The following is a 21,421-nucleotide window of genomic DNA, read 5'->3' as shown; positions in this document are numbered from 1 at the left end:
TGTAAATAAGGGGCATTTAGATGATTTTAACATATATAAAAAAACTAAAAATATTTCATGATACATTCATTGAATATTGTTTGGAAGAGATAGTTAGAAATAGAAAAATAAGTGACGAAGTTGATGTACCATATCTCCCTACTCCTTTAGAAAACAGTTTACGCTTTACAAGTAGAGTTCCAATCCTTAGAGAGACTTCTGATTTTATAGTCTTATTTGATAGTTTTCGGCGTACATATAATGAAAGAAGTGATGCTACTAAAATAGTAAATAACCTATTTCCACTTAACCAAATAACTAGTATAAAACAAATTCTATCATCTGCAATCTTAGATATTGCCATTGAAATGGAATCTTCAATAGATGAAGGAAAAGTTCCTCAAGATATAAGCAAGCTTGCAGCTCTTACTATGTTAAAGCTGTTTGGCATTATAAAAAGCGGTAGCTTGGAAGTAGATCAACTAAACAAACAATATATTGTAGAAGCTGTTAGTAAAAAACAAGGGTGGTTAGAAAGCATTTTCCTAAGCCAGACACCTAGTGCTAAAGAAAGCAGGAATTATAACTTTATATCTGCAATAGATCTTAGGGCTTATTTAAGTGGCAAAGATGATGGTATTTCCTTAAGTTCATTTATAAGACAACGATATAAGCTTCATGAAGACATACAAATCGTGATTCAAGGCGAAATTCCAGAAGATATTATAGCGACGGGGATAGACATAAGTTATAAAGGTCTTAACGGCTATGAGTTTGATTCAGAAATATTTAGAATAGATAGAGTGGAATCTATTATATTAACTCATGAAAATGAGTTAGTTGAACTAGAAAGAAAGCTCACGAAATATAAAGCTGCAATAGAAGAACAAAAAAGTATATTAGAGTCTCACTCTGAGCAGATAGCTAAGCATGAGGGGCGCTTAAATATACATGAAAGTTTAATTCAACAAGCTCTGGTTAGTTCTAGGACTGAAGAAGAAAATCCAATATCATTAAGTAAAAGATTAAAGCACTTATATGCCTTACAAGATATTATTCCAAGTTTGATTGAAGATGAATTAGTTCCTGAGCAAAAAATGGATGATTATTATATTAATCTCCAGATTCTACTAGGAGATAAAGCTAGTGGAGACAAACTTCCTATAACAGTTGAAACAATATTTGATAGATTAAAGAATTCACCAATTGAGGTAGAAAAAATTCTTATTCTTGGAGGACCTGGCATTGGTAAAAGTACTCTTTTAAGCAATATTGCTCATCGTTGGGGCAAGGAAGAGATATTACCTCAGTTTAAATATGCTTTTAAGATTAGGTTAAATCTTTTATTAACCGATTGGAAAAAGGAATATTTATATGCCGGAGAAGATCTTATTAAAAATCCTCTGAAGTATTTTATACATTATTCTTTGATGCAAGATATTCATCTATTTTCTGAACAAGAAGATCTTACAATTACAGTAAGTGAAGTAGCTTCAGTAATTCAATCTCATATAAATGAAGCATTATTTCAATTTACTGGTTATGATGAGGTTGCCCAATTAACCACCCAGACTGGTATAGTCAAAAACATCATAGCTAATATATTTAGACTAAAATACATAATATTAGACTCTAGAAAAAATGCTTTAACTTCACATTATGAGAAAAGATTTGATCGCTATATAGAGAACGAAGGATTCAGCCATGATGGAACCAGGGAATATATAGAAAAGTTCTTTGATAAACTAAAAAAAACTTTATCTGATCCTTCAGAAATAGATAAAGTAGAAATTCGCAAACAACATTTATTAGATTTGCTTGAAAGAAACTCAAATGTTAGAGAGTTAGCTGCTACTCCTCTAAATATAGCGTTATTATGTTTAATTTCCTCTGATGAGCATCAAGCTATTGATAGATTTACCCATAACTTTAATTTAGGAATGCTTTATAAAGAAGTAATAATATGGCTTGGCAAGAGGTATATAACTAAAACAGACCCTAAAATAGTTATTGATGTTAATACAGATCCTCAGGCTGTGCTTGATTCAGAGATGTTTAAATCATTTGAAGTATTTAAGGCGCTTAAAACCATAGCTTATGATAGTTTTATAGATAATAAATCAGTATTTGAAGGAAGATTTATAGCAAAAAGAGCTACAGCTGCTAGGCTTAACATAGTTGACGTTAATAAATTTGGCTTACTAAGAGTAGATAATGTAGGAAAAGCAAAAGATCCGAATGACTTATTTAATCGAGATCATGCATTTATTCACTTGAGTTTCCAAGAATATCTTACTGCCCACCATTTAGTAGATCAATTACTTTTACCTGTTGATGACTTAAGATCAAGAAATGCAGCAGAATTTATAGCAAATCATCGAAATGAACCAAGATATTTAAATATATTGAAATTTGCAGTTGGCTTAATTGCGAATCAAGAAGATGAATTAGCAGTGAGGAAATTCTGGGAGGCTATCCTTTGTAACATTGATGGAGTTATAGAAATTGGAATAGATAACAAAATAACGTTACTGATGTATTTGCTTGAGCAAAGCAAGATTGATGGAGAGATAGATTCAAGAATTCCTTATTTAGAAAAAATCAAAGAGCTTATTGATGTTGTAGTTGCTTTAGACATTACAAAATTCCATGATCATATTATTCAGAGTGGATATTCTTCACCTAAAATTATAGAAGCTGTACTAGCGATAGTTGATTTAAATTATCAATGGCAAATTGAATATGCAGAAGAAGTTATTAGGGCTCAAGGGGAGTTTACAAGTATCGCAATATTTTATTTAAAGAAAGTTTTGAATATCTCTGATCAAAGCGATATTTCTAGAAGTTTGGCGAAAGAAGTTTTAATTAGGAATAAAATTTACTTTATTGAAGAGGATATTGTATCAGAAAAAGATAGAGTTACAACTCTACGTAATATTGATCTACAAACCGCAATAAAAATGGCTTTAGAGCTAGTAAAGAGAAATAATATAGCTGCTCAAGAATTGATGAGTAAAATACTAGTAATTTTGCATTATCCAGGTTGGCAAGTAAAACGCGTAGCAATTAAGATGGTTGAACAATTGATTATAAACAAATCTAACCTGATTGAAGTTAACGTAGAAATTGCTAAAAAGGTCATTAATATAATACAGTGGCATATTACAGATGATAATTTAAAAGAGGAAGTATTTAACCTAATTGATTTATTTGAAGCAAATATAGAGAAATTAGTACCTGATGGTTTTACCACATACTTAGTGAGGATAATTACTACTCAAGTAGCAATACAAAATAAGGCTAAAAATATAGAGGAATTTATAAAAAATTATCCTGCGTTGCCTGATTTTCATTTGGTAGCTCAAGATTCAGTAAATTCATTAATTATACAATTTAATCATCACAATTGGTTACAAAGATATATTGCAGCTTTTTTACTAAAAAAATTTATAAATGAGAGGTTTGAGTTAGTAACAAAAGATCTTTGTGATTTTGTAGTTCAAAAATTGTATGATCTCGATATAGACGTTGGTAAACAAGTAATATCTATATTAGAGACCATTATAATAAAAAAACCTAACCTAATAGATTTTACTCAACTAGAAACTTTAAGTGATGTTGATGTTCATAAGGACGCTCATGTTATTAGCACAAAATTTAATTTTATTAAATTAGTTGCCATGTATTTACCTCACCTAATTAGAGCTAAACTAGTGGATAGTCTAGTCAATCAATACGTTTATCATACAACTTGTTCGTCTTATGACCTGCGTTTTCATATTTCGAGTACTATAGTTACTATTTTAAAAGTAAGGCCAGACTTAATAAAACTTAGCGATAAAGTGTTAGACGGCATTTTTGGTCAAGAGCGATACAACAAAGATATAAGATCCGGGGCAACAGGAATAATATTAGCAGTTGTAGAAGTAAAACCAGAATGTTTAGAATATTATATAATTAAATTATTGCCTACTGGTTTATTCCCTTTATTGAAAGATAGATGGAGTGGCATCAGAAGAGACGCATTTAATATTATTAAAATTCTATCAGAGAATAGAAATGATTTTGATACAGAACGTCTAATTAGCAGCTTCATTTCTATAATTAATGAGGAATATCATTATCATCAAAATGAAGACATATTGTATTTATTACAAAATATCTTAGAAAGAAATAGTGATATAGTAAGCAGTAATACGATTATAAAATTAGCAGCTTTAGTAATTAATAAAAAAAATTCTGTTAGAGTTATAGCAGTTAAAATACTCAAGAATATTTCAGTAGCAAGAATAGATTTAATTAATATAGAAAGGTTAATAGAAAATTTTGAAAAAAATATTTTGGATAATCAACAAAATATATTTTTTAATATGGCACATAATAAAGATCATAGGATCTTAGGAGCGGTTATTTCTGATAATAATATTCAATTGATTAACCCTAGCATTATAAAATTTTTATTGATAAATATAAGTCATAAAGAAGCATATGTTAGAGCCTCCTGTTCATGGATATTAGAATCTTTAATCTTATATAGAGGTGACATAGTTGATGATAGCTTAGTCATAACGTTAGAACAAAATTTATCTTCATATGATTCTGCTCTGGTTTCTATAACAGCAAGCATTATCGGTAAGATAGCTACTATTAAAGCAGAATTAATAAATTTATCTATAATAAGGCAAATAATCTGTACTATTAGTAATAAAAATTTTGAAGATAAAGACATAAGTGTTGAAACGCTTCATATTATTGCAAATGGAAGAATAGATTTTAAGAGAGAAATATTTCATATTACCAAAACACAGTTAGTAGAATATATTTTCTGGCAATGGAAAGTTTTAAAACCAATAGCTATAGATCTACCTGAATTATTAGATTCTTCTTTGATAAATAATTTTGTAGAAAACTTAAGAAACCTTAATGATGATATTAAATCAACTGTAGTTGTTGCCATAAGCGAAATTTCTACATTAAAAGCTGATTTGCTGAGTGCTTCAGTGGTAGACCATATTCTTGATCTTTTTAAAACTTCTCTAACAGAAGAGCTGGAGTCAATAGTAATTAAAGAACTTAAGCACATAGCATCAAATAATCCGAACTTAATTAATTCAGACAAATTAAATTTACTTGTACAATATCTTGATAGAAAAATTCTTAATTTGTTTGAAGCAATATATTCAGAAAACCAGGGCTTAATAAATGTAAATAACTTAATAAACAAAGAGCCATCCTCGGTTACTATAGGACTAATTAAAATAATATATTTTATTAATCCTTGTTTTATTACTTCAGAGGTAATTAGTTTTCTACTAAATAATTTCTGTCATAAATATTGTAAATCTCAAGCGATAAATACTTTTTGTTTAATATTAAGCAATGCACCTGAACTAGCAACCATAAAGTTAAATGATCTTATAGAAAAATTATTTATAATTAATGGTTGGGAAGTATTAAAAATAGAAAAGCATGAACTTATAAAATCTTTTGATACACAAGTAAAGATACTTAAATCTTTAAACCTAATATATACCAAAGATCTGAAATCAGACATAAAAGCAAGTACTCATAATAAACATAATATAAGGAACTTCATCGATACGTATAAATATTGTGAAGAGCTATCAGAACTTACAATTATACTTGAGAATGGAAGAGATGAAGATAGACTTATTTCTATTAATAGAATTCTACAAATTTTAGAAGAAGAAAAAGGTTTATCTCTTAATAATAAGATCATGAATAGTATATTAAAAATTTTAGGAGATAAATACTCTAACGTTAGAGTTCAAGCAGCAAAATGTTTTGGTGTTATTGCGCTATATCAGCCTGAGTTTTTAACTGGTACTGTTATAAATATGTTGCTTGAAAAATTAAAAAATCACGCATCTTGGCAAGAGCGCCAAACAGTAGCAGATGTTTTTAAAGAAATTTCTTCTAACTCTCCATTCTTAATAACTTCGATAATTATTGATGATTTGGGGCATAGACTAGATGACGATGATCTGATGGTTCGTGAGGCAGCAACCAAAGCAATAGGAGTAATATCTAGTAATAGGTTTGATTTGATTACTTTCAAGGTTTTAAATAAACTAATAGATTCTTTGTTATGTAATAGGATAGTCAAGCAGTCAAGCCAAGTTACTGATATCATAATATTAAATCGTATAGATTTATTTGTTTCTTCTGAATCATTATATAGACTGTTAGGTTTACTAAAGAATAATGACGGGTATAGCGAGATCGCATCTAAAGTTATTTGTGCAATTGTTTTCAATAAACCAGATATCATAGATATTAAGACTCTACGTTATTTAACTTCAAATTTAATTGCTCACGATAAGATTAACCATGATATCTTTAGAGTACTAATAGTTATAGGATTCACAATACCTAAGTTGCTGATTGTCTTGCTTGATGAATCAGCTCAATACGTAAGATGGTTTACTAATAAAATATTTATATTATTATTATCGAATGAAGAACAATCAATAATAAAAATTGATGCTATATTTTCCATAATTGCCTTTTATGATCCAAATGATAATGAAAAAAAAGATTTAATCACTTTAGCTAAGAAAGTCTTGAACTTTAAGCTGGACACTATAACTTCAGCAGAAATTATTTGGATAACTGATAATTATGGTGATTTACTTAAACTTTCCTATGAAACTCCTTTGTTTTTTAACAAATTATTTCATAAAGTTTTAGGATTTGAGCAAATTACTGAAGTAGAAAGAAAATTCATTATTAAGGCAATAGAACATGGAGTGGCTACTTCAACAACAAATAAAGCTAGTATTATTTTCGAAGGGAAGGTTTATAAAATTGGATCAAGCAGAGAGTTATATCTAGCAGGAATCAGAGCTGCTATCTTAGCCCAAGAAGATGATATTTTAGTTAGGCAATATCTTGAACATAGGCCAATATTTCCAAATACAGGTATTGCTCTAAGAATAGCTGATTATGACAACTCTCACCTAATAAGATATGAGAAGCAAGCTTTGTTTTACAAGGAAATAGATTCACTACAGGAATTGTTATCGAAATATTCAGAGGTAGAAGATTTTTACAGAATGTCTAAAGCTGATGTTTCTAGAAGTTTGATGAGTATAGATGATCCAAGCCAGCATTCTGCTACTGTTACTTTATTCTCTGAACCTAGCCATAGATTACATAAAGATAACGCACTAGAACTTATCAGAATGATAAATCATAATGAGATTGAATCTGATACTGTTATTTGTCTGGAGAGAAAGCAAAATGGTAATAATTTAGGAATGAGGGACGTAGTTCTATTTGCTAACATATTACGATATAGTGAAGTGGTATTACCCAATAGCTTGACAAGTTCTCCCATATATTATGATGCTATGCTTTATAATATTGCGAGAGATAAGGGTATATTAGTATTAGGTATAGAAGGTAAAGGCTTGGAGCATTCTAAAAATTCTCCCTATTATCATACAACTCGTGAAGAATATATAGCTAGTAAGTTATATGAGATATCAAGTTTTGGTAGAAATTCAATTTTTCTTGTAGGTTCATCTCATATTGAAGGACTAAAACAGATTACTAGTGATACTGTGGCTGTAATAAACCATAAATATTCTGTGCCATATGCTATCTCCAACGAATCTCCTACTGATAATGTAGATAGTCAAGAGGTTCCAGAGATAACTCAAAGTTCATTTATGTTGAGCAGCTTTGTAGGTTATCTATTTAATGGAGTGGATGTGGCTTGGCAAGTTAAAAAGTTCATCTATTACCAAGATATACTTAAATTCAATGCAATACTCAAAAATAATGGCATTGATCAATCCATAAATATTCTAAAAGACTATTCTTATTTTAGAAAATCAATATTACTAAAACTTCATCCAGATAAAGGTGGCAAGACAGAAGATTTTGCTTTTGTAAAAGATTTACAGGAAAAATTCACTAAAGATCTAGATATAGATAAACTGCTAAATGACAAGATACAAGAGGTTCAACCCCTCACTTATAAAACAACAATAGGTTTCAAAATAATAGACACAGCAGTTGATACTGCGAGATTACTGTATGAACCTACATTAGATAATACCAAAAAATTAGCTTTAGATACCACTTATATTTACAGTTTGTATTCTGGGGTTAATGGATATTCAATATACATAAATGCAGTAGATATCTTTTATAAGAGTTATCATGGGGAGTATGTTCAGGCTGCACAACAAGCTGCTTCAACTGCTTTCTATATGGCATTGCCATCTATGCTTGAATTTACAGAGGTACCTTATATTGGTTTTGCTTACGGTGCTAGTATGGCAGTTTATAATGGATACATAGCTATAACAAATGCATATTCATTTTATTTAGATTATAATTCAAAAAAATCTGAATTAAAATCCGCTATTGCATATAGAGATATTACTAAGACTCTATCGATTTGGCCATTACAGCAATTTTATGATTTTGCCAAGGTATCAAAAGAATATGAAATAAAAATCAATAATATTAATTTAGAACAAGAAAAACTTCAAACCCAACAGCAGCTAAAAAAAGAAAAAGGTGAATTCGGTCAAAAACTATATGAACATATTTATTCTCGAGTTATAGATGAAAAGTATGATCTACAAAACAATAAAAACTCTGAGAGATTTAAAACAAAACATATTAAAGTGATGGAATATGATCATTGTGTAGAGGTTGTAGAGTTTAAAGAGGAAGAGCTTGAGCATTATTATTGCTATAACAAAGAACAAGAAATGTTAGATCATATAATAATTATTGGAAATACATATGTTAACAAAATTGATAGCTTATAACTTTAAAACCCTATCATCTGAAATCATTTTTTCTGCGACCTATTTGCGACCTAGGATTTATTTCTAATTTTTAGAGAACTTCTATAAGTGACGGGGTCCTTACTGAGAGATGGGTTACAGAAAATTAGCGAGACATAGGTTACACTTTTGTCATTTGAAGAATTTTTAAATGACATGGACGGAGAGTAACATTATGGAAGAAAGACTAAAATTTGTAGCAAGAAGGTTAGACGGTGAGAAGATGGCAGTGTTTTTGTCGAGAATTTGGTATTTCGCGTAAGACGGGCTATAAAATATAGGAAAGATATAAGGACTGTGGTTTAGAAGAGTTACAAGATGCAGCAGAAGACCTTATAGATATGCGAATCAATTACCTTTCTAAGTAGAAAAAGCTATTTTACGCATCAAACAAGACTATCTCCCTTTGGGAGCACCCAAAATTAAAGAAAAACTTATTAGGCTGTATCCAATGATACCTACTCCTACAATTAGCACGGTTCATACGATATTGGATAGACATGGATTGGTTAAAAGACCTAGACGTAATAGACACTATAAAGCTGAAAGTAGCGAATTATTTGATGCGAAACGTCCTAATCAGTTATGGTGTGCTGATTACAAGTGAGAGTTTACGTTAGGAAATAAGCAATATTGTTATCCCTTGACCATAACTGATTATTGTTCTCGTTACCTCTTAGCTTGCGAAGGATTAGATTCAACAAAAGAGAATTTTTCTTTTACAGTATTTGAAAGAGTATTTAAAGAATCTGGCTTACCAGACGCAATTAAAACTGACAATGGTGTCCCATTTGCTTCAGCTAACTCACTTTTTGGGTTGAGTAAATTATCAGTTTGGAGGTTGCGTTTAGGTATATCAATAGAACGGATAAAGCCTGGAAAACCCCAGCAGAATAAAAGACATGAGAGAATGCATCTAAATTTAAAAAAAGAAGCAACAAAAAACAGCTGGTTTTAATTTGTTACAACAGCAGGAAAAATTCGATCATTTTGTAGCAGAATATAATAATGAGCGCCCTCACCAATCTATAGGTATGAAGTGTCCTGGTGAAATATATATCTACCAAACTTTACTTCACAAGACTATACAACAGTGATTCCTAAACCGGAGCCTAGCCCTGCTAATCCAAGATCTTTAAAATCACTTTATTACCACAAAACCACTGTGGGAAGAGCAAAAAGCATTGTTTGGTTTTAGTTGATTCTTATTTTTTTAGCTAAAGCTTTTTCCGTCTTCTAGAGAATTTTCTAAGTATGTTTCTCCTATAGGGCTTTGTATCCATAGTTCGGCATTCATTTCACAAATGGCATCAATACCACCCCCATGTTCTTTGTATGCTTTGAATAAGTTTTCATCTGAGTATATAGCTCCGTTGCTTAAAACAATCTCAGGATTAGTTTCCTCATATAAAAAAGTATAGAAATTAAGTGCAAATTCATCATGGTTCAGCATCTTATTTACTACAATTTCTGCAAATCCAGGATAATTACCGATTTCTTTAGCCTCTGCTTTCAGTTTTTGAGATAATTCTCCAATGTCGTACTTATATGATAAATTAGATAAACTAATGTTATTATTATATTCTCTCACAACGTCTGATACAAATTTATTATATTTGTCTATAATATCTTTGTTTTTTGAGTTGTCTAAAAAGTCCCTCACCAAAAGATTTAGCAGTTCTTTTTTACCTTTCAAATTTACTATCATATCATTTCTCCCATTAAGTTAAATTACTGTATAATACCATCAATACTTATGTAATGATTTTCTATTGTCCCTGGCAGGGCATAACATAAAGGTTCTCCGTATTTTCCTTCATTTAAATCATTTAATTCGTGCCATACCAAAAAAGACTGTCCTAATTTCGACGTCCACGCTTTTATGGTTTTATCTCCTATTTTATCTACATACCGAGCTGCATGAGTCATGGCATAATTCTGAAAATAAAAAGCTACAGCTCCATCTGAAAAATTCATAGGTGAGATAGGCTCAAAGCATGAAATTTTTTTAAAATTTTCCATTATTTCTAACTTCACTAAATGAGCATGAGTCTCTCTTTTGAAGTACTCAGTCTGGTCTTCTATAAAATTTGCCACAGAAGTTGATAATTTAGTTCCATTTAAAAAAGCTGTTTTAGGTATTTTTGTAGTAGGATTTATCCATGTTTCCACACCTAGCGCCCATCCAATACAATTATAACCCAGAATAAAGGAGCTTGGGCTAAAGCTTTTTATTGAGGATGAATTAATCGATTGTTTGTCATAAATAGATAAATCATCACCTTGTATAAATTCAATATTAAATGATTTTTGGTGACAATGATAATCTTTACAAAGTTGAAAGGGAGCGAAGATATCGATAGTTTCAGCACGAGGCGTCTGAACTATCTCAAGTTCAGCTATCACATTACTTGAAATTTCAGTTTTATTTTTTGTATAACTTTCAATTGTCAAAAATTTGTTGTATCTTTCTGTAGAAAACAATGCCACACTTTGACCTGCATCCGTCATACTAAATTCCACTTTGATTCTTCCTCTAGATATATATCCCATTTGGCTAAAATTTGCTTGACTATGGCCAAATCTTTTATTAATTAAACTTTGTTCGCAAGAATTCAGAAGAGAAAATTCATTATCAAAAATAAAAAAATTAGGCAAACCAATAGTCATTCTATATACTATCTTATATTTTTATGGTTCTAGATTCACATATGATGCATTATAAACGATTATTTACTTTTTACAATATAATCATTAATGAACTTTTAGGGGTGGCTTTGAGTTGAGCTTTCAAAAAACCAATCAGCTACACAAAATTTCAGCATTAATGCACACTTATATGCCAGATTTTGAGGCAAAGTCGCTATATTTATTAGTGGGTAAAATCGAGCAGAGACTGAAGTAAAACCTAGCTAGAGCTGGCGGAGTGGATAGCGCAAATTACGAACTATTCTCCGTTTTGGAAGTTTAGGGTTTATAATGTATGTAGAGTAGAGGAAGAGTTTATTATAGTTAAAAATGTACGATTTGGTGCCTTTTAAATATCTATCTTATTGTCATTCAATTTCTCCTACTAAATCCATCTCTTCTCTAACGTCTTCACATGCTTCTACGCTCTCTACATCAAAGAATTCTTCAACTTCATCCACAGGAATTATTTTATTATCATTTCTAAATATCTCTTTAAGCTTACTTTTAAATATATATCCTAATGAAATACATAATATTGCTGTTAATACTCCAGTGACAGATACTATAATTGCATTAAATGCATCTTGATTCTCACTTTCACCAGAATCAATCTTTTCAAGCGTTGGGTTAGAAGTAAAAATTGGTGTTGCTACAGAAGGCACTCTCGATGGCATTGGAATTATCTGAGTTGGAGACTCAGTCGGATGATATTCTGCAGAAATTTCAGTTGGAGTCTGTGTTGGTGCTCTTGTAGGATGCTGTGTTGAATAAAAAACAAAGTTATCAAATTTTATATCTGAGGGTACAAGATATAACAATCTTATCTTCTGTTCTTCAGGTAAATGTACTATTACAGAACCACTTGTAATATTGATATCATTTATACTAAATATATTTGTGAAAGGTCTTAAATCAATTACCTGACTGGATTGATTAAAATCTGTAATCGTTATATTAACAGAAGCATGGGGAAGAATTGTAAACAGATCTTCTCCACCACCACTTGTAATTTCAACACTACTTGTAACATTTATAATAAAGTTTTCTTTCTCTACAGTTCCATTATGCTTACCACCAGTTATAATTCCTACTACTACATAAGGATATTCTGTTGGACTGAAACTAGGTAGTGAAGTAGGAAGTGAATTAGGCAATTCTGAGTTTGCAACAGTTGCGATTTCAGTTGGGAGAACCGTAGGACTTGGAGATTCAACTGGTACAAACTTTGAAGGAACTGAACTTGGTAAAAATGTGGGTATTGGACTGCCAATGCTTATTATCGAGGGAAGAGTCGTAGGATGAGATGAAGGATAAAAAGTTTCAACCATAACTGTTGTTTCCAATGTTGGGATAACGGATGGAACAACGGTTGGAAATTGAAGACTTTGCTTGAAAAATAGAAAATTACTATTATTTAATCTATCAGCTTGTACGCCTGGTAGATAAATTATGGGGGAAGTAATTTCTTCAGTAATTTTTATTACCGAAGAGTTATTAACCTCTGTTATAAATAAATGAGAAACATCAACAATATCTGGACCAAAAGCAATAAAATTCAATTTTTCTTTTAAATTACTAAGTTCAAAGTCCATAACTGTAACGTTATCAGAAGATTGGGTGATGACAAACTTGTCGTTACCACTTCCACCATAAATCGTATTAACTCCTCCTCGAGCATTTATGATATCATCACCATCACCTCCTGATATAAGATTATTTCTATCATTACCTAACAAAACATCATTGAATTTAGTACCTATAATATTCTGTACATTTTTAATTTTCAAGCTCATAAAATTCTTCACCAGCTAGATCAACATATACACCTTGATCAAGATTTTCGAAGGATACTGTATTATCACCTGCACCACCATCAACTGTCATGTTTAACTGCGATACCATTACAGTATCATCTCCAGTGCCGCCATATACAGCCATTGTGTCATTATTGCAAATAATTGTGTCAGAATGATTAGAACCAATAACTATTTCCATATTGTAAATAGTATCACCTTCTGCACTACCTCCTTGTCCAGTTCCTTCCATTAGATCTATGATCACAGCCGCAGTGGAATCTTCATAACTCACGGTATCAATATCTTCTCCACCATCTAGGTAATCTGCGCCACCTCTACCTTGAATGAAGTCATTGCCTTTACCACCTAAAATTGTATTAGAGTTATTATTACCAATTAATTTATCACAACCTTGAGAGCCTTTTGCATTATTAAAGTTGACAATTTTGTTACTAAATTTTGGACTACAGAATGAATTTATAGCAATATTATTATCTGCACTAGAGGAACAGTATTCAGATCTTGATGTAGTATTATTTGCTATATTATCAACCTCTAAAATCTTGGCAACAACAGATGCTCCACTCTGATCATAACCATCATCCTGATAAGCAATCATAAATCTACCAAATCCCATATTACTAACATCAATGTGATAATGACTATTTGTATTGTCAGGACTCACTCTCTGTTCATCTATAATTATGCTTCCATCGATGTTGTAACCTTTAAGATAAACAGAACGCGTACCTGTCCAAACATTTTGCCACGCAATCATAAAATTATTTTCATCAAGTGTAGTAACAACTGGCTCATGAGGCTCAGTACTAATATCGTTAATTTTTGTTTGAGGATAAGCTTCCGAAAAGTCTGTTGAAAGAATTTTGTAGTATATATTATCGCCATATTTATAAGTAATTATAAAATTATTATCAGGAAAACAAGATAAATTAGAAACGTAACTACCAGAACCAGCTATTATTGTTTCTTCAGACGTATTATTGCTGAAAGAATCTCTTATTACTGCACTAATTCCATCAGTTGTACCCCATATAACAACGTATTCTCCTGAAGTAAACTTACATATATCAGAGTCAGATCCCTCATATACATTGCCGCCTATAATAAAATTATGATCAATTTTCTTCCCATTATAATCAAGATACTGCCCATATATTTTTCCTCCGTGCTCATTCCAAGATACTAAAATCTTTTCGGCCGAATTTAAATAGATCACAAATGGAGTTCTATTTGGAAGATCATTATTTTCACTTACCAAAACTTCATGGTCCTGACCGAACAATCTTGCTTTAATTGAGGCAGAAGCATAATTATCACTGTCCCCACCAGATAATCCATCTGGATAAGTACCCCAAACAAACACAGCGTCATCAGTATTTTTATTAAATGAAACACTCCCTCCATTATTTCTCCAAAAAACTTGGTCTCCTGTTGTATTTAGATTTACTCTATAGTGATTACTCGTAAAATTTCCTGAATAATCCATATTCACTGCGTAAATTCCCAAACCATCACCATCTTCTTCATCTGACTCCCAGGTTGCTAGGCCACCTTGGCATTCTGTAGAGTAGTATAAGCTTACAGCATATTGGGTCCCCTCAGTATATTTCGAGTTAATTAAAAATTCTGGTTTAATAACTGATAAAGTTGACATAAATTCCTCCTATTGATTTTTAATAAATAATACTGCAAATTTTGGCGTGTTGACTACTACTCGCAAAGCCAACTGAAGCATAACCATTAACTGTCCTGTATAGACACGATATTATCAATAACCCCATCATTAGTAGCTTTAAAACAATTTGTTCGTAGTAATTTGTTATTCATCTGAAGAGTAATCATAACTCTCTAGTCTTTGCATCCCGCTCATAATTTTCCTCATCCACAAATGATTAATACAAAATTTCAAAACTAAAGTAAGCTTACTCAGCTTGTGATATGCCAAACTTGCATCTACATAACTATATTACGGTAATAGAACTGCTTGTCTGTAGTAAAAAATCACCACAAAGTTATTTATCCAAGTAATCTGTTTTTATAAAATTGAATCATATCTGATTTGTAGTTCAAACCTGTTTTATTCCTAATCCGTTCAAGGTAGCTGTATACTGTGTTGATAGAAATACATAACTTTTGGGCTACAGTTTTTATTGTATGTCCTTCATAAATCATTGCTAATACTTTTAACTCTTGTATTGAAAGAAATTTTTTCAATTGAGTTGCAGAATTTGAATGAAATAACCTCAATACTCTGTTAGCAGCTAATGATTCTTTTTTTATATATTCTGACGTAAGCATAGCAAGATTAAATTCTTGAATAAATTGAAATAGATTTGAATGGTTCTTATTTGGGATAGATAAACCATTTCTATTCATTTCAAAAAATTTAATTGCTTCTAATAAAATCTGCTTGTTCCTAATGAACCACTTATGCCACCCATCTTCTGCATTTTGTTTGGTGAACCAGTATAGTTCTGTATAATCTTTGTTGGTCTTAGATACAGTTATCCCGTTCCAAATACCATGCTCTTTGTATATCTCCATTGCAGGACAAGTTGGCTCTTCTGGCCAAATAGTGAAGTTGTAGGGTTGATCAAAATAGGTGGTAACATTCCTAGCGCAGAATATGTGGCTGGTTTCTACATTGGTAACCCATTTCTTAAGGCATTCTAGATCTTCAATTATCTGGTAGTAGCGACCATCATTAAACACTATCATATAGCCGAAGTTGATGTTGAGATGTTGCTTTAGTGGGGCGATGATCTTCTTGAAGAGATCATGGGTTTGAGTTATTTTGTTCCAGGCTTCAGTGTTATTGTTACAATTCATCACTTACCTTTGTTATAAAATTATAGTTCCTCAGTTTGTTTTAAATAATCTTTCATTTCTCCTGCCATATTATAAATTATATCTATCCCTGATTCATAAGCATCCACAGTGTAATCAAATACTGGATCTATATATTCTTCTTTGATCTCATTTGCTATCAGATCCATGGTCATTCTGCTCATATAGTCAGTCGTGATTACTGTACTAGCAACTGCAACTGCTTGTTTTACTCCCATCATTATTGTAGATATGCTGCTTCTGCTATCACTATATTCAAATTGCGTGCTCCTAACTATAAGAAGGAGGGCTATGCTATCTGCTATATAAGGTATGGCTATATTTGAAGTTGTTGGGATCTGCTCATAATCTTGTTCTATTGAAGATTTATATAATTTGTAGCATTCAGCTCCACCAATGCCTGTATTTATCATTAGGTTATAGCTGTTTAGCTCTATCTCAGCTTCTGGCATTAACATTTTATTTATTAAATTATTGGCAAGTGTTGGAATTGTATAGGCCAACATAATTCCACTGCATTTATATGTAAACTCTGTTGAATTATCTGCAATGTCTGATTTTTGTTGCTTGAGATAATCAATAGACATTATCCTTACAGCATAACTTGCACTACCCGCAGAAGATAATGTTAAAGCGTAAGTGCATGAAATATCCCCATTTGGTAGAAGATAAACTCCTGTATAGCCAAGGATTATATGACTTCCCAATAATGCTGCACTATTATCTAATATTTTAGGCATAGTTATGTTATAGCCTAAGGTGTTCCCTGTAGCTTGAGTTATATATTTCATTAATGGTAGATATTCAATGAATTGTCTTGTATTTAGAAAGAATATTGTAGAATCATATAAACCTATAAAATCTTCTGTTTCAACGTAATTATCATTATTAGTTCCTGTAAAGCGTTCATATTTTATAGTATTTATATACTTTATATCTTTATATATTTCTTTTGTAACGTCTATGATCTCCAATCCAAACCGCTCAAAATTATGCAATTGTGCTAATTCTCCAGAAGCATCTATAGAGAGTAAAGTTGTGCTAACAGAAGCTTCTGACTTCTTAGAACCTGTACTTGTATGTTCTAAATTAAATAAATCATCATTTGGTAAATCTCCTCCACTTATAGGAGTTCCATCTAATTTTACAACAATTGTTGAATCTGAATCTGATGACTCATCTGAGAACTTATTATCACTTAATAAAAAACCGCTATTTATATTCTTGATCTCATTTAAAACATCTAATGGAATTATATTATTATTTTGTGAATCACTATCTTCCTCTGATGAGTTACTCTCTTCCTCTAATAAGCTACTATCTTCCTCTGATGATTCATCTGAGTCCTCATCACTGGGTACAAAATAACCATAGATCTCATTTAAAACTTCCAATGGCATTTCATTATTTGGTAAATCATTATCTTCCTCTGATGAACTATATTCGTTGCATAAAAGATTGGCTTCTAAATCATTTTTTCTCAATTCATCTTTTTTGGCTTCAATATCTCCAATTAGACTATATAATTTTTTATTATAATATCGATTGGCTAATCTATTTAGTTTCCTTTCTATATTATTTGTAATTAAATCTGGATTCTTTTCCCACACAGATGAGAATAGGGAAATTGCATAATTAACCACCTCCCCAGAAGGACTACTTAATTGTATCTTTATTAAGTTTATGAATTGTGCTGAAAGCAAATCAGATCTATTATTTATTAAAGCTTCAAGTGTGTTAAAAGCTTCTTCTCTTATTGAATGTTTTTTGTCACTAAGTAGTTTAAAAAGAGCGTAGATATTTTTTAGGTTAAATAAGTTTGGGTGATTTTGAAGTCTACTCATAGCTGCAAAAGCTTCTGTTCTTCCTTTATCAAAACTAAATAATTGTTTTATTAAATTATTATCTTCTATAGAGTTATCTGCAATTGGATATATTGAAGATATTTTTCTGGAGTAATAGCTATATAAATCTTTTTTAGGTATTTTATTGCTAAATAATACGTCTTCAAATAAACCTTCAGGCACATCAACAAATACATCAATACCAATTTTATGTGATTTATAAAAATATTTCTTTATATCATCACGATCTAGGTAAATTCTACGCCCTAATAATGTTACGAAAATAGCCCCAGCAGCTATAAAGGCAAAAGATACTTTCTTATATATAGTTTCTTCAATTCTTGGTGTGTAAAAAATAAAATTATCCTGAGATAATTCATTCATGTTTACATCATTTATTATAATAGTCTGATTAGAGTTTAAGTTTAAAACACATTGCTTATTTCTTTGATTCGAATAACTAACTATATTAGCATCTCTATTACGCCCTTCAATAAAGTAAAAGATGTCATGAATATGATGAAACTTTGTTAGGTCTATTGTTTGATATTTTGGCAAGAAGCCAACTATAGTTACTTTAGATATAGAGTTCTTTATTATATAAGCATCTTTGCCTCCATTAGAATTGATAACTATATCTCCAGGAGCGTTTACAATAAAACGCTCATTTTCAATTGAGCCATAAAAGGTACCATTTTTAGTAATGACTGTATTTACAAAATTATTTGTAGATATAATTGTTGGCATTATGCTTGGATAATTACTAGGACTAGTGGTTGGTTTACCGCTTGGTAGAGTAGATGGCAATATGCTAGGGTTAGGAGTTGGATTTCTACTTGGTAAAACAGATGGTAAAGCACTAGGACTAGCAATCGGTTGCTTAGATGGTAAAGAGCTTGGTTGATTAGTTGGAGATAAATCAGTTGGGTTAAAGCTGGGTTTAACACTTGGAGAAGTAGGCCTCGGGGTTGCATTGGGAACATGGCTTGGTGTATTTGTAGGAGAGGCGCTTAAAAACTGAATCGTTGGAGCAATACTAGGATCTAAAACTGGCTCATTTGTATGAATTGGTGAATTAGAAGGAGAATCTGCTGAATTAGCATAAATATTAGTAATTGCATAAACAGCCCCTGAAGATGTAATACCTTCAACTGTAGCATAGTGAAATGCTGTAGCAAAATCTTCAAAGCCATCATTATCTATATCTCCAATATTACCTACAACATAGCCTCCTTTATAACCACTAGAAACAATGACAGAGATCCCTTGTTCAGGCTTTAAGTCATTTAAATATATATCTGGTATAATTAATTTTCTGCTACCATAAATCAAATAATCTCTTCCTCTAAAGGAGCCTATTATAATATCACCTCTACCATCTTTGCTAGCATCGAACCCCCCAGCATCTGAATGTCCTATATAGCTATTTGTAGTTCCTGAAATAGTAAATCCATCACTAATAGTAAAACTTGATAAAGTTTTATTTTCAAACCATTCTGTCTGGCCATAAAATACATAATCTTTACCCGCAAATGAATCTATATAATAAGAACCTAATAGAAAGTCATCAATATCATCTCCATTGACTTTACCAAGCTTGGCGATACTACATCCTATTCTATCACCAATGTTAGCTCCTATTATTTTAAATCCTTGAGATAAAGATAGATGATCTAAATCTATGTCTAAATTATTAGTATTACTTCCATATAATACATAAACTATTCCTCTTTTAGATTCTGCATTTGGAATAGCTATCGCGAAATCGGAAATTCCATCTCCATTAATATCACCTATATATTCAATGGAATTATATAGTATTGCAAAATCAAGGGTTCCATCTCCATTAGCATCACCTATATACTCAATAGAATTACTTGATAACGATTTATAATTTGAACCACTTATGCTAAATACTCTATCTAAGAAGCTGGGAACAGTAATATCTATATTGTCATTACTACCTAAAACCACATAGATTATATCTAATCTATCTGAAGCTATTAAGATATCATTATAACCATCATTATTAGTATCTCTTATACCAACAATCTTTTTACCTAAATGGCCATAACTATTTGTTCCATCAATGTTGAAGCCATCTATAGAAAAATCATTATCTAAATCAATATCCTCAAAAGGAGTGTTTCTGCCATAAATAACTCTAACTCGGCCTTTTTGGTTGTCATGATAAGGAATGGCTACAGCAAGATCATCGATTCCATCTCCATTAATGTCACCAACTAAAGCGTAATTAAGAGGATTATCAGAATATATACAGAATTTATGATTTATATCGTCTAATTTATTGCTTTGTGGATTTTCAATATTATAAATAATACAGGCGCTTTTATCAGATGTGGCAATTAATAGATCAGGAATTTTATCTCCATTTAAATCACCAATCGAAGTAAAACTACTGGCTATTCTGTTACCAGTAAAGGATCCAGAAAAGGTTACTCCACGCCTACCTAGAGAATTAACGTCGATATCTTCTAATTCTCTCATAGTAGGAGCAAATGTAGGATAGAATGTAGGTTCTACTGATGGTACACTACTCGGCTCACCTGAAGGTTGTAAACTAGGCTTAGAGCTTGGCCGAGTTGAAGGTTGATTGGTTGGTTGAGTACTTGGTTGTATACTTGGTTGCGCAGTAGGTTGACCACTAGGCTGCATACTTGGCTGAGCTGATGGTTGATTGCTTGGTTGACTACTCGGTTGCCCTGAAGGACGATCACTAGGCTGCGTACTTGGCTGAGCTGATGGCTGTGTACTAGGTTGCTCACTTGGCTGACCGCTCGGTTGTTCAGTAGGTTGACCACTGGGCTGCGTACTTGGCTGACTACTCGGTTGTCCTGTAGGTTGCACACTGGGTTGAGCCGTTGGTTGTCCGCTCGGCTGTCCAGTAGGTTGACCCGTAGGTTGGTCACTTGGTTGCGCGCTAGGTTGATCTGACGGCTGCACGCTTGGCTGCCCACTTGGCTGAACTGTAGGTTGACCACTAGGCTGTGTACTTGGCTGAGCTGATGGTTGATCACTTGGCTGATCACTAGGTTGTATACTTGGCTGACCGCTCGGTTGTCCAGTAGGTTGACCACTAGGCTGCATACTTGGTTGAGTTGATGGTTGATCGCTTGGTTGATTTGATGGCTGACCAGATGGTTGCGAGCTCGGCTGTGTACTTGGCTGAGCTGATGGTTGATCACTTGGCTGATCACTAGGTTGTACACTTGGTTGAGTACTTGGTTGACTACTCGGTTGCCCTGAAGGATGATCACTAGGTTGCATACTTGGCTGACCGCTCGGTTGTCCAGTAGGTTGACCACTAGGCTGCTTACTTGGTTGAGTTGATGGTTGATCGCTTGGTTGATTTGATGGCTGACCAGATGTTTGCGAGCTCGGGTGTGTACTTGGC

At 32.0% G+C, this 21,421-nt stretch carries 8 protein-coding genes; 2 read left to right on the top strand and 6 right to left on the bottom strand.

The genetic code is table 11. The annotated features are described in order from the left end of the window. Nucleotides 1-20: 20 nt before the first annotated feature. Both N4A31_03345 and N4A31_03340 read left to right on the top strand, forming a co-directional pair. Complete coding sequence (locus N4A31_03345; GenBank protein ID MCT4635268.1) at nucleotides 21-8,789, top strand: NACHT domain-containing protein; 8,769 nt, start codon at nucleotides 21-23, stop codon at nucleotides 8,787-8,789. A gap of 661 nt (nucleotides 8,790-9,450) precedes the next feature. Beyond that, nucleotides 9,451-9,765 (top strand): integrase core domain-containing protein, encoded by a 315-nt coding sequence (locus tag N4A31_03340; protein ID MCT4635267.1) that lies wholly within the window; start codon nucleotides 9,451-9,453, stop codon nucleotides 9,763-9,765. 255 nt (nucleotides 9,766-10,020) lie between these two features. Here the strand turns inward: N4A31_03340 and N4A31_03335 are convergent, their stop codons facing one another. The 6 genes from N4A31_03335 to N4A31_03310 all read right to left on the bottom strand — a co-directional run. Next, nucleotides 10,021-10,515 (bottom strand): hypothetical protein, encoded by a 495-nt coding sequence (locus tag N4A31_03335; protein MCT4635266.1) that lies wholly within the window; start codon nucleotides 10,513-10,515, stop codon nucleotides 10,021-10,023. Nucleotides 10,516-10,538: 23 nt separating this feature from the next. Then, nucleotides 10,539-11,477 (bottom strand): hypothetical protein, encoded by a 939-nt coding sequence (locus N4A31_03330; GenBank protein ID MCT4635265.1) that lies wholly within the window; start codon nucleotides 11,475-11,477, stop codon nucleotides 10,539-10,541. 386 nt (nucleotides 11,478-11,863) lie between these two features. Continuing rightward, on the bottom strand, nucleotides 11,864-13,291 hold the full coding sequence (locus N4A31_03325) for a hypothetical protein (GenBank protein ID MCT4635264.1): 1,428 nt from the start codon (nucleotides 13,289-13,291) through the stop codon (nucleotides 11,864-11,866). Next, a complete protein-coding gene (locus N4A31_03320) occupies nucleotides 13,275-14,969 on the bottom strand; it encodes a hypothetical protein (GenBank protein MCT4635263.1) in 1,695 nt (564 codons plus the stop codon). Before N4A31_03320 ends, N4A31_03325 begins: the two co-directional genes overlap by 17 nt. Before the next feature lie 362 nt (nucleotides 14,970-15,331). Continuing rightward, entirely contained in the window at nucleotides 15,332-16,144 is an 813-nt protein-coding gene (locus tag N4A31_03315; protein MCT4635262.1) for a helix-turn-helix transcriptional regulator, read from the bottom strand. 20 nt (nucleotides 16,145-16,164) lie between these two features. Further along, on the bottom strand, nucleotides 16,165-21,421 hold a 5,257-nt coding region (locus tag N4A31_03310; protein MCT4635261.1), incomplete at its 5' end, for a PT domain-containing protein.

It is taken from the genome of Rickettsiales bacterium (genome assembly GCA_025210695.1).
Taxonomy (GTDB): domain Bacteria; phylum Pseudomonadota; class Alphaproteobacteria; order Rickettsiales; family CANDYO01; genus CANDYO01.
This window is presented reverse-complemented; position numbering and strand designations above follow the sequence as displayed.

What these genes read in the sequence shown, in the direction of transcription:
- N4A31_03345 (MCT4635268.1), top strand. Translation starts at nt 21, where the DNA reads ATGATTTTAACATATATAAAAAAACTAAAAATATTTCATGATACATTC.
- N4A31_03335 (MCT4635266.1), bottom strand. Translation starts at nt 10,515, where the DNA reads ATGATAGTAAATTTGAAAGGTAAAAAAGAACTGCTAAATCTTTTGGTG.
- N4A31_03330 (MCT4635265.1), bottom strand. Translation starts at nt 11,477, where the DNA reads ATGACTATTGGTTTGCCTAATTTTTTTATTTTTGATAATGAATTTTCT.
- N4A31_03325 (MCT4635264.1), bottom strand. Translation starts at nt 13,291, where the DNA reads ATGAGCTTGAAAATTAAAAATGTACAGAATATTATAGGTACTAAATTC.
- N4A31_03320 (MCT4635263.1), bottom strand. Translation starts at nt 14,969, where the DNA reads ATGTCAACTTTATCAGTTATTAAACCAGAATTTTTAATTAACTCGAAA.
- N4A31_03315 (MCT4635262.1), bottom strand. Translation starts at nt 16,144, where the DNA reads ATGAATTGTAACAATAACACTGAAGCCTGGAACAAAATAACTCAAACC.